This window comes from Lacticaseibacillus camelliae DSM 22697 = JCM 13995 (genome assembly GCF_001311195.1).
GTDB lineage: Bacteria > Bacillota > Bacilli > Lactobacillales > Lactobacillaceae > Lacticaseibacillus > Lacticaseibacillus camelliae.
The window spans coordinates 1-12,022 of the sequence record NZ_BBAJ01000068.1 but is presented as its reverse complement, the minus strand read 5'-3'; the positions used below and the strand labels follow the sequence as shown (position 1 = coordinate 12,022).

Sequence of the window (12,022 nt, the reverse complement as noted above, 5' to 3'; positions counted from 1 at the left end):
CCCGGATTAGTACCGCCACCTGGGTTCTTGTCACCACCCGGATTAGTGCCGCCACCTGGGTTCTTGTCACCACCCGGTGTGCCACTGCCATAGTCCTGATACAGGTACAACGTGATGCCATCGGCCCATGGCGTTAATGTGTAATGAATCGGCAGCCCGGGAGTGAAGTTTGCCGCTTCGTAGCCTGTCGGCACGACCGGTGTGTATGTGCTCTTATCACCGACTTTACCAGTCAGCATTTCGGTCTTAATGACCTGATCTGGGGCACCGAACTCACCGTGCACCACGTAAGTGACCTGTAACTCGTCGGCTGTTGTGCTGTAGGTGACAGTGACCTGATCATTTTTAAGATCCGAAACGTTCTTGATTGCCTGCGCGCCGAGCCCTTGTTGCGTGACCACAGCGACGTCGGGTGTGTAACCAGGAATTTCTGGTGAAATCACTTCGGCGTAACCACCTTGTGGGGTGGCCACCGAGATGCCCATGACTTGGTCGGTCACAATGTTCCATGTCACACGCTGCGTCTTTGGCGCCGGTGTCTTCTCAGAATCACCACCGACAACATACGTAATCGTCCGCGTCGTCGTCGCTGTGGTATGGGTAACGTTGTGTGTGATATGAACAATCAAATCATCCGTCTCATCAGGAGTCAGCGTGTAAGTAAGGGTAGATGCTTGGTTCTTGGCCAATACATAGCCGCCTGCTGGCACGTTGACCTGGTAATCACCGGTACCGCCGGTGACACCATTCACGTGATCCGTGGTAACCGTTTCGCCGGTCACGTCATCGACGTAGGTCACCTTCAGGGTCGCAGAAGCTGGATGGTAGGTCACCGTGGTGGTCACATCCGTTGGTGTCTGCGTCATGGTCGTTAAGGCAATCGTCGGTGTCTCAGTCTGGTCAGGCGTATAGCCTGGAATCGAAGGCGAGTTAACACCTGCAACGATGTTGGCAGCTGGAACGTAGCTCGTTTTGCCCGTTGCTTCATCAGTCGTTGCGGTCCAATCAACAGAGTGAGCCACTGAGTTTGGCAGCAATGAACTTGGCAGGCCGGCGTAGTTGACTGTGTAAGTCGTTGTGACTGTCGCAGTCTTCTTGGCGTGAACCAAGTGAATCGTAACATCCGGATTATCTGTTGCTTTGAAGGTATACGAACCGGTTGCCGCCTGACCTGGTGCTAAGGTGTAACCTGCCGGGACGGTTGCCGCCCAGTTCGTGCTGGTGCCGGTGCGACCGGCCAACGTGCCGCTGGTGCCGACCTGCGCTTCGTTGTTGTCATCATCAACGTACTGAACATGAATTTGCTGCATGTCAGGCTGATAGGTTACGACAACTTTGGTGTTTTTAAGGTCAGCCTTGGTCCCGGTGCTAATTGCGACCGCTGGAATCACCGTTTGATCAGGTGTGTAGCCTGCAACGGTTGGGCTTGTGACTGCGTCGTAGTCGGATTGCGCCGTAGCCAGCGTGCTGCCAGTCACATCGTCAGTGCTGATGTTCCAGAAAACGGTTTGGGTCTTCGGCTGGGCAGCTATACCACCATCAGCAAACTGATAGGTGATCTGGCGCGTCGTCGGAATTACTTCGTGGCTAATCCCGTGAGTGAGATGGACAGTAAAGTTATCCGTATCATCAGGCGTCAGGGTATAGTGGACGGTTGCCGCCTGGTTTTTAGCCAGAACATAGCCACCTTCAGGAACCTTGACGGTGTAATCACCGGTGTCTCCAGTCTTACCATCGACCTGAGCGGTTGTGACTGTTTGACCAGTCACGTCATCAACGTAAGTAACCGTCAATGTCGCAGCGGCTGGATGGTAGGTCACGACGACCCGAACGTTTTTCAGCTCGCCCTTCGTGCCAGTGCCCAGCTTGACCGCAGGCACATTTATTTGATCAGGCGTGTAGCCTGCAATCGTTGGACTGGTAACAGCCGCGTAACCAGATTGCGCCGTGGCAATGGTGGCACCAGTGACTTCATCAGTGCTGGTGTACTAGAATACCGTTTGATTCTTCGGCTCAGCCGCGGCACTCTTATCCGCGAACTGATAGATAATATGGCGCGTTGTCGGAATTGCCTCGTGGCTAATCCCGTGAGTGAGATGAACGGTGAAATTGTCAGTGTCGTCAGCCTTCAACGTATACCCAACGGTGCCGGTCTGGCCGTTTGACAAAACGTAACCCTTCGGTACTTTGACCGTATAATTTCCAGGGTCTCCGACAAGGCCAGAAACGGTGTCCTCGCTAGTTGGGATTGGCTTATTGGTCACATCATCAATGTAGGTGACCGTCAAACTAGCGGCCTGAGACGTGTAGGTGACGGTCTTAGTGTCATCCACTGGGGCCGTTGCGCTGGCGACTGGCGTATAAGTCGTCTGGTCTTTGTCAGGCTTGTACCCGGCGAGTTCCGGTGTTGGCACAGTGATCGTTGCTTTTTCGACAGGAATATACGACGTCGTTTTCGTGACGAGGTCCGTGACCTTCTGCCAAGAAATCGGTGTGACCTTATCAGGCGGTAGAATTGCCGCCGGGGCCCCAGTGTAGGTCGTGGTCGTGGTTGTCGTCACGAAGACAGTCGTTTTCTTATGTACCAGATGAACCGTGAAATCATCGCTGTCATCAGTGGTCAGGTTGTAGTTGACCGTCGCGCCCTGACCTTCCGCTAGTTCATAATTTTCTGGCACAATCACGGTGTAGGTCCCGGAATCACCCTCATCACCGTCGATTGTCGTTTTTGTGCCTTCAGGTAAAGGCACTGTGCCACTTGGGTCATCATCGTCGACGTAGGTCACATTCAAACTTGCGGTCCGAATTAATTCATACTGGACAAAATCACCATCGTCTTTATTGGTGACTGTGTCGCCAAATGCGAGCGTGCCGTCTGCTTTACTACTGTCGACAATGTGAACTGATTCTGGAATCAGCGCATAACCATCCGGAATCGCAGCCTGATCATCCGCCGATAATTTATCTTGGGTCTTCGGATAGTCATTAGTCAGCTTGTCCACGTTGTCATTCAGCGTCTTATCCAAATCAGTGAAATCGACGAATTGGTCATGACCCGCGTCATCCACATAGTGCGCACGCGCGTGAATCGTTGAGGTCCCAGTGATTGCCAAAGAGGCCATTTGATCAGTTTTCTGAATGGACAGCTTTGCTTTAGGCATATAGAAACCACTAGCAAGATAGCCGGTCCGACCACCCTGATCAATCAAATCGGGAATCGTGCCATTGAAAATAAACCGCCCTGTTGCCGCCTTTGAAGGCATGTTGGGAATCTTCACGATTACGGAACGAATCTTGGACCAATCAGTGACCTGTTCAGCAGGCACATACCCAGTTAAATCTACGGAGGTGCTGCCAGCAGTCAGCGTAGCAGGCTGCGTAGCGTAGAGCACAGTCGCCGTCAGCGGGTGGACCTGGCCGTCACTCGTGGTAAAGTCTTTCGGAACCGTAATCGCCCCAGTCAGGTTAAAGGTATACTGTGACCCACTTGCATCGCCAATGGTTGGAATGTTTGTCACAACGGTCAGATCGCTTAGCGCCTCATTGGTGTTGACCAGGTTCGTGAAGAATTTCAACTGAGAAGTGGAACTCTTGTCGGCTGTGGCATGGCTAACTGGCACAATGTCATCGCCTTGCGCCAAGGTACTTTCGTAGGTCGTTGTTGCTTGGTCAATGGTCAATTTGCCATTTCCGTTGCTAATACCCATCACGACCGCATCCGCGTGACCGCCGGCCAAGGCCGGATCTGGTACAGGGGTCGTTTGCATCAACGCGGTATTTGGTGAGTAGATGTATGCCGCGTATGGATAAGTACCAGGCAGTGCGTCCGCATTATTCCGCACGTTCACCACATTATTACTCGTGGTAGCGACGCCAAGGTCGACCGACTCGCCAGTACCGGTGTAATCGATTGTCACAATCACTCGGCCGTCGGGGGCTAAGGATTGGGTAACCTTTGCGTCTTGAGTCCCAGTGATACTCTCAACTGCAGTCGCACTAGGTAAAACATAGTAAATAATGGGTTCGAATATTTTGTTGGTGGTCTGCCCAAAATTACCATTACTACCATATATATCAAACTGCATGCCGACATCGCCAGGCTTGGAGCTAGGAAAATACGGATATATCTTGGCAGACGAAACTGGCGTTGACACCTTTTGATCAACTTGTGAGACTGCGAAATCTGCGGTGCCTGGTGCAGCCAGCGTAATCTTGCTGGTCAGCACATCCCCATTTTGAACTGAGCTGCCATCATCATACTTTGAGGCTAATGTGCCATAGACTTGAAAGCTGCCATCGGAATACTTGCCATCGGATGATGCCCCAGGTACCAGGATATTCGGGGTAAAGACAATCGACCGAATTGCGCTTGCTGCTTGTGGCTTTACGGTGCCGCCAGCCGCAACGGTACCAGTCTCCGTCGTGCCGTCTGCCAATGTCATCGTGTACGCATATTCTGTCGTGCCTGGTAAGTAACGATGTTTAGCATTCCCGGAAACTGGGACTGAGACAGACGTCGCATCAAGCCCGTCAGGAATATCTAACGTGATTTTGGCATCAGTTGTCGCTGACGGCGATTGATAGTTGAAAGTAAAGCTGTCCAGAACTGACGGGTCATTGGTCGGATCACTATCTAGAACTAGCTGCTTCTCCGCGTGTGAGTTATTGCCAAAAGAGCTGACCGCGGTTGCCACCGTTGGCGTGCTGTCTGTGCCAAGAATGGTTTCCGTCCAAGCGGCATCAGCCGTGAAGGTCTTGGTCGTGCCGTTGTCGTCAGTTTTCTGAGTCACAACGGCCGGTCCAGCGGCAGTCAAGGTTTGATCCGTGGCTTGCTGCGTTGTGTCGAACTGCCCGACCAATTTGTATCCAGGCACATTGTTCCAGTTCTGGGCGCCCTTGCCCTTGGGAACCGTAATGATGATATCCTTACCAGTCCCACCTGGCTGAGTAATGGTGGTGGTATCACCAGAGTTTAGCGTGACCTGATTCAATGCCGCCGTGGCCGCCTCGTCAAGCGTGAACCCCGCTGGCACAGGAATGGTAATTGTCGTCCCATAGTTGACCGCAGAGTTCACCGCAGCCGAAGCATCGATGTCATCCCGAACGCCAGTATTTTCATTGACTGCGAAAGTATAAACGTATTGGGTGCTTGGCAGCACTGCCTTGACCGGGTTCGTGGTCGGATCTGTCCGCGTCGGTGCTTTGACCCGTGCTGTCGGGTTAACTGTCACTTCAAGGTTTTGACTGCCTTGGTCCACGCCATCGATTGCGTAGCTGACTTTGACGATGGAGGTCCCGACGTCACTAATGGGGCTGGCTTGTCCGAGCCCGTTAGGATTCAGAACATAAGTCAGCGTTTGGACAGTCGTCCCTGGCACGGACATCGTGAAATGATTAGTCACCGTCTGCGTACCGTCAGCATTTGGCGCCTTGGTCGTTGTCCCAACCGCTGCCGCCAGTGAGTTATAGCCTTGAAAGGCAAGCACAGAAGAATTAGCCGGCAGGGTAATGGTGAAATCATCGCCGGCTTCAGCATCCGTCATCGTGTATGTAATGGTTAGCTTACTCAGACCTGAGCCATAACCGACCTTGGGAGATGACAAAGTGACCTTTGCAGAAGCATTGGTTGCTGCGACCCCCGCGGTAGCCGTCACCTTCTGCGGCACATTATTGGTTTGATATGCCTCGGCGGTCTTGGTTTTAGCGGCATCGACTTCGGCTGGTGTGGCATCACCGAGGTTCGTGGTCTGCTCAGACTGTGGCTGATCTGACTGCGTCGCTGGTGTCGCCTTCGGGGTCTCAGCAGAGGCAGTTTTGGCCACTGGCGGCTGCACTGTAGCTGTCTTGGCAGTTTGGGCCACTGGCGGCTGCGCTGCAGTCGCTTGGCAGGTTGGACCGCGGCTGCTGACGCTGCGTCCGGTTGCGTCTGAGATGGCGCAGCAATCGTCAGCGTCCCTGCAGTGATCTGATTTGCCGTAATGGTCATTGCTGGATTAGCCGCTTGCAGTGCCGCCAGTCCTTGTGCGCTCAGCGTGACCGTGTACTGATCAGTCTGACCCGCAACCGGGACACAGGTGAAGTCGCCAGCCACCCACGTTGGTGCCTTCACGCCGGCCGCAAGCTGGACATCATAAGTGTCCCCGTTCTGACTGGCTGCAGTTTTACTCTGAACGGTGGCGATCGTCAGCGCCGACGCTTGAATCGTTGGCTTGGCTACGTCCGCGTGCACGGCGGCCGGCTTGGTCATCATCACGGTACCGGCAAACAGCAAGGAAATCCCAGCAAGTGCCCATTGCTTACCATCCTTGTACAGCTTGTAATGCCGTTTCTCTTCGGTCATGTCGGCAGATAACCGCTTTAACAAATGCTTATCCTCCATGATTGATTACTCCTTATCAATTTGAATTAAGCTACAAGAAACATCCTTATACACGATATATGATAACGCATTTTCCACTTAAAAGCGCAGTTTAGAACAGTATTCGCCAACAAGCATATAGCGTGGAGATTGTTTTTCCTCTAGTCGCAGCAGCCGTGTTAGCGCTGTCTAGATTAGAAAAAGCGAATTAAATAATTTGACAAAGATTCTTTACAAAAGTTGACTTTCTGTTTTAATCCCCATGTGTCGGGTTTTGTACACTTGGGGTCACACCTGATCCAGATTATAGCTAGGAGACAACCCCCCGCTTTTGAGTGACAAAAAAACAGTACTGCTGGGGCCAATTAGGAGAGAATTTTAAGCCGAATAATAAAAAGAACCGTTCCTCTCGTCAGAGGAGCGGTTCACATCATCACCAGCTGCCGCCAAAGCCCCCGCCACCGGAGGCACCACCACCGCCGCCGGCGCCAAAGCCGCCACCACTGGAAGTTGGTGCGCTGGCATGGACGTAATTGGCAGTCACCCACACCGGCATGCCGGACACGCCGGTCTGCTCGATTTCTGGGTCGCGCTGATGCTTTAAGATGACAGACCAGAGTTTGGTCAGTTTGTCATCGCTCAGTGAGGCATCCTCGGGCGTGACATGGGCAAAGAATTCCTGCCACACGTGACTGGCCTCTTCGGGCTTCGCGTCGCTGAAACGGATCCACTTTTCGAAGCGGTCCTGGTAAGCCCCAACCTTACGCTGCTCAGCGTCGGTGTGCCCTTAATCGTCGTAAGCGCCGGCAGTCGCCCTGGCCGTTCAGTCTCGTCAGTCAGTACTGTAGCCAGACTGGACGCGGTGGCCAGCTCAGCTGCCGGCCACTTGTCGTCAGTCATGCGGTCGTCTTGCACCTTGTAGTAGTAATACGGCAGCGGCCCGAGCTGCGGCGCGGCCGCCAGCCACTTAATGTAATCACGGCGGATCAGCTTTGCGAAGGCGGCGGTCAAGGCCATCTGCCGGCTAAACAATTGCCAGCCCCCACCAGGCACCTTGTTCGGGTCGATGACGATGCCGGCTTCGTGCAGCTGCTGCAGGATGGGAAAAGTGTCCGGCTGACCGGCCAGCGTCCGGCCAATCCAGTTGCGCAGCAGGAAGAACCGCGCCGCCATGCCCACCATCATCAAAACGCACGCCCAGACGATGGCGACGGTGATGGCATTCTGCAGCCGCTCGTGCGCCTGGTGCCGGCCAATATCGGCCGGGGTGTAAATGGCGCTTTGGTGCCGCTGGACGCGGCGAACGGTGTTGTTGACAATGGCCGCAATGGCTTGGTCGTACTGGTCAGCGCGCAGCTGATTTTTCACGTGAGCCGTCACGATTTCATCGGCCGAGCCGTCCGGGACCACCGGCTCAAGGCCGTAGCCAACCTCCAGCCAGTAGTGGTGCTCCTTGGGCTCGATGGTGAGCAGCAATCCGTTGTCCCAGTCGGCGTGGCCAAAGCCGTACTTTTTGAACTGCTCGTTGGCGTAGTCCTGCAAGTCGTCCTCGTCCTTGCCCGACGTGACGATGACCGCGATCTGCGGCTTGCCCTTGATCTTCTGAAAAGCGCGGTAGTTCGCGGTGTACAAAGCCTGCTGCGTGTGCGCACCAATGACCCCTTGCGGATCGCGGTACCACTCCTGCGTCTGCTGAATCTGCTTGTCAGTCAGCCCCGCCGCCTGCACCGGGTGCCCGATCCCCAGCATCAGTGCTAGGCCCAGCACCAGACTGAGCCAAAGTCCCCATTTTTTTCATGATGATATCCTCCGTTGATAACTACAGTCTACTGCGGCAGATCACGGGCGGCCACCAACTTTAGGCCGAAAAAATGCCCACCTTCTCAGGTAGGCACTGATCACACGCGAGGATTACGCCTGGTAACGCGACTCCCCGTTCAGGTAGGTCTCGGCAAGGCTCATATCCGGGTTCAGGACCAGGAAATCGGCATCGCGGCCCGGCAGGATACTGCCACAGGTCTTGTCGATCTTGGCGGACTTAGCTGGGACATAAGCACCCATGTTGACTGCTTCTTCAGGTGTGGCAACGTTCCAATCAACAACGTTCTTGACCGCGTCCTTGAGCTGCAGGATGGAACCTGCCAGGTTGTGGGTGTCGTCCTTCAGCCGCGCGGTCCCATTGGCCACAACGACTGGGAACTCACCCAGCATGTAGTCGCCATCTGGCTGGAGACCGGCGGACATGCAGTCGGTGACCAAGGCAATGTGCTCGGCCGTCTTTTCGCGGACCAGCACGGAAACGACTTCCGGCCGAACGTGGTGCCCATCGGCGATCAGCTCGTCGTCGACGTTCTTCAGGTACATCGCGGCGCCGACCATCCCAGGCGCGCGGTGAGCCAACCCGCTCATCGCGTTGAAGGTGTGGCAGAACATGCTTGCCCCGGCTTCGATGCAGGCCTTGGCCTGTTCGAAGGTCGCGCTGCTGTGGCCCAAGGCAACGACTTTGCCGTCGTCGCCGGCCATGTGGCGGATGAACGGCACGGCGTTGTCGCGCTCAGCGGCCAGGGACATTTTCTGCAGCAGGCCCTTGGCGCTTTGCTGCCACTTATCGTACTCGTCGATGGACGGGTCGCGGAAGTACTTCGGGTTCTGCGCGCCCTTGTGCTCCTCAGTGAAGAACGGGCCTTCAAAATGAATCCCCTTGATCTTGGCACCCTTCTCCTCGCCGGCGTGGTCGCCGATGGTCTTGCAGACATCATTCAACTGGTCAAAGGAGCCGGTCAAAGTCGTCGGCAGCCAAGAGGTGACACCAGTGCGCAGCAGGCCCTCGGACATTTCCTCAAGACCGTTCCAGTCATTGTCCATGACGTCGTGGCCCAGCAGGCCGTGAATATGGGTGTCGACCAGGCCCGGCGCGATCCACTGCTCGCCGTAATCCTTGATCTCACCGGCCGGCTTGTGGCCGTAGCTCGGGATGTACTCGCCGAACTTGCCGTCAGCCGTGACTTCCAGCCAGCCGCCGATCTCGGTGTTGTTCTTCAGGAAAAACTTTGCAGCATGAATGTAGTAGCTCATTGCGTGATCTCCTTAGGTTTGATGTTGAGGGTTATTTCCAATCACCAGTGTAGCACGGTTCGCGGTAGTGGTCTAGGCCAAAAACACGTAAAAAGCCGAGCCCGGCATCCCGCCGCACTCAGCTTATCATCTTGCATTCAGTTTTGCCCAGTCCAAGCTCAGGCCTGCTTGAAGACTTTTTCGTACAACTCCGTAATGGGGTCATCGTTGTTCGTCGCGTCCAGCACCAGCCGGCCGCGTGCTTGACTGCCGGAATGCCATTGGCTACGGCCACGCCCAAGCCGACCTGCTGGAGCATGCTCAGATCGTTGGAGTTGTCGCCCAGCGCGATGATCTCATCCTTGTTGATGCCGATCTGCTCACCGAGCGCGATGGCCGCCTTGCCCTTGTCGATCGCGTCGGGGTTGAACTCGACGTAGCGATTGGACGAATAGGTCACGGTCAAAGGGGCCTTGATGGTGTCTTCGACCTTTTCGTAGAAGCGGCGCCGCACGCCGAAGTCCAGGTGCTGGAAGATCACCTTAGCGATGGGCTGGTCTTTGAACTGGCTGAGGTCCGGCGCCGAGAACTGCTGGAAGTCCACGCCGCGGTTTTCCAAGTAGTCGCGCTCGGGCTCGTTGATGTTGGCCACGTAGACGTGATGAAAGGTGTACACATGCGTGCACAGGTCGCCTTCCGCCACCGCCATGCGGTAAATTTGGTCGGCAATGTCAAAATCCAGCGTGTGCTCCACGAGGATGCGGTTGTCCTTGTTTTCGACGATCGCGCCGCCGTTGTACGAAATCACGTACTGACCGGCCAGGCCCTTAGTGCCGATGGTCGCAAGCAGCGGCTGGACGGACGCAAATCCTCGGCCGGTGTTGGGCACGAACTTCACGCCCTCATCGCGCAGCCTGTGGATCGTCTCGATGTCCCTCGGCGACACCGACCCGTCGTCCCGCAACAGGCTTTCGTCCAAATCGCTCACGATCATCTTATACATGCAACCAGCCCCTCATCTCTTCGTATTACCATTATTGTACCGCACGGTCAGCTGAAAAAAGGCTAAGACTTGGTCACATTTTCTACGCATTTTCCCGGTATATTAATAAATGTAGAAACAAGCCTCCAACCTGTTTCGCCCTTCGCCGGCGGTGCCTCTAACACCGCTGGCTTGTTTTTTTTGTCATTAAAGATTGAATTGACCAAAACAAATTATTCCTAACTTTTTCGTCACATTTTCTTCACATTCCGATATTAGTATGAACAACATAGAAGCGAGCGAACAACTCGTTCCTATCCAAACCCTACTTTTTCATTTTTACTCCTCCAAAGTAAAATTCGGCAGCGTGCTCCCCCAAAGCACGTTGCCATCCCTACCCCAATTAGCCGTCGGCCCCCAACCGGCGGCTTTCTTTTGCCCAAAAACTCGACAAATCATTACAAAGCCTGCCAATCTCCATCACCGATTCTTCACAGATGCCCGGTAATATTAACACCATAGAAACAAGGCAAACTTGCTTCTATCCCATACCCCAATCTTCATACTTAATCCTCCTATTTGAATCTCATTCCCCCAAAGTGAGACTCATCCCCAAATCTTTTGCCGCCAGTCCCCCAACTGGCGGCTTTTTTGGCGCAAAACAAAACCGCAAGCAAAGCGGCTTGCGGCTCATCGAAAACTTAGTCTTGCTTGGCTTCATCCACCAGCTGCTGCTGAAGGTCGGCCAGCTTCTGGGTCACGTAGACGGTGTAGGTGTCCGGGTTGACCAGGCGCTGGGTTTCGATCGGCAGCTCGCTGAGCTTGCCCTTGGCGTAGCGCTGAATTTCAAACACGTCGCTTGGCGCCGGCTGATCCAGCGGCACCGGCGCCGCCAGCGGTTCAGCGTCAAATTCCTTCAGCACGATTCGCTTGGAAGTGAGCAGCGGGTTGCTGTTGACCACGGCCAGCGGCGCTTCCAGCTGTTCGTCCGCCAGCGCGATGACGTCGGCAAACGCCTCGTGGGTGCCCGGCGTGTACAAGCGGTAGGTCTGCTTGATGCCTGGCAGCGTGGTTTTTTCAATCGACGCGGAAACCTTGATCTTCGGCTTCAGGACGCCGTTGGTGCGGGTGGCCGCCAGCTTGTAGACACCGGACAGGACCGGCGAGGACGAGCTGGTGATCATTTTTTCCCCGATGCCGAAGTTGTCCAGCGGCGCGCCTTGGGCCAAAAGCGCCGGGATGACGTTTTCGTCGAGCGCGTTGCTGGCGGTGATCTTCACGTCCTGGAAGCCGGCTGCGTCAAGCATGCGCCGGGCCGCCTTGGCCAGCCGCGCGATGTCGCCGGAGTCAATGCGGATGCCGACCGGCTTGTGCCCCGCCGCCCGCAGTTCCTTAAACACGCTGATGGCGTTCGGCACGCCGGAGTTCAGCACGTCGTAAGTGTCAACGAGCAGTGCCGCATTGTCCGGGTAGTGCTTGGCCCAGGCGCGAAAAGCGTCAAGTTCGCTCGGATAGGCCTCGACCAGCTGTGGGCCATGGTGCCGGCGGCCGGAATGCCAAACATTTTGGCCGCCAGCACGTTCGAGGTCGAGCCCGCGCCGCCGATGATGGCCGCACGCGTGCCGTAA

The 12,022-nt window shown here is 55.2% G+C and carries 7 protein-coding genes and 1 pseudogene; all 8 read right to left on the bottom strand.

Annotation, left to right across the window (positions count from 1 at the left end; all coding sequences use genetic code 11):
* A partial coding sequence (locus JCM13995_RS10640) for a mucin-binding protein (protein ID WP_439645219.1) occupies nucleotides 1-1,955 on the bottom strand: 1,955 nt, incomplete at its 3' end.
* Nucleotides 1,956-1,988: 33 nt separating this feature from the next.
* A complete protein-coding gene (locus JCM13995_RS18200) occupies nucleotides 1,989-3,122 on the bottom strand; it encodes a mucin-binding protein (RefSeq protein WP_225350854.1) in 1,134 nt (377 codons plus the stop codon).
* Between the two features lie 2,528 nt (nucleotides 3,123-5,650).
* Nucleotides 5,651-6,379, bottom strand: a complete 729-nt coding sequence (locus JCM13995_RS16235) for an MBG domain-containing protein (protein WP_054665459.1) — start codon at nucleotides 6,377-6,379, stop codon at nucleotides 5,651-5,653.
* A 412-nt stretch (nucleotides 6,380-6,791) separates the two neighbouring features.
* Nucleotides 6,792-7,046, bottom strand: coding sequence for a hypothetical protein (locus JCM13995_RS10625; RefSeq protein ID WP_054665457.1), 255 nt, complete (start codon nucleotides 7,044-7,046; stop codon nucleotides 6,792-6,794).
* Nucleotides 6,998-8,125 (bottom strand): TPM domain-containing protein, encoded by a 1,128-nt coding sequence (locus tag JCM13995_RS10620; protein WP_054665455.1) that lies wholly within the window; start codon nucleotides 8,123-8,125, stop codon nucleotides 6,998-7,000. The genes JCM13995_RS10625 and JCM13995_RS10620 overlap by 49 nt, the downstream gene beginning before the upstream one ends.
* A 144-nt stretch (nucleotides 8,126-8,269) precedes the next feature.
* Nucleotides 8,270-9,433, bottom strand: coding sequence for an N-acetylglucosamine-6-phosphate deacetylase (nagA, locus tag JCM13995_RS10615; RefSeq protein ID WP_054665453.1), 1,164 nt, complete (start codon nucleotides 9,431-9,433; stop codon nucleotides 8,270-8,272).
* Nucleotides 9,434-9,551: 118 nt separating this feature from the next.
* Nucleotides 9,552-10,415, bottom strand: a complete 864-nt coding sequence (locus tag JCM13995_RS10610; protein WP_054665444.1) for a Cof-type HAD-IIB family hydrolase — start codon at nucleotides 10,413-10,415, stop codon at nucleotides 9,552-9,554.
* 680 nt (nucleotides 10,416-11,095) lie between these two features.
* A pseudogene (locus tag JCM13995_RS14975) lies at nucleotides 11,096-12,022 on the bottom strand (nicotinate phosphoribosyltransferase); the annotation flags it as partial.

Excerpts from the sequence above, each read along its gene's own strand:
- JCM13995_RS18200 (WP_225350854.1), bottom strand. The coding sequence starts at position 3,122 with ATGGCCTCTTTGGCAATCACTGGGACCTCAACGATTCACGCGCGTGCG.
- JCM13995_RS16235 (WP_054665459.1), bottom strand. The coding sequence starts at position 6,379 with ATGGAGGATAAGCATTTGTTAAAGCGGTTATCTGCCGACATGACCGAA.
- nagA (WP_054665453.1), bottom strand. The coding sequence starts at position 9,433 with ATGAGCTACTACATTCATGCTGCAAAGTTTTTCCTGAAGAACAACACC.
- JCM13995_RS10610 (WP_054665444.1), bottom strand. The coding sequence starts at position 10,415 with ATGTATAAGATGATCGTGAGCGATTTGGACGAAAGCCTGTTGCGGGAC.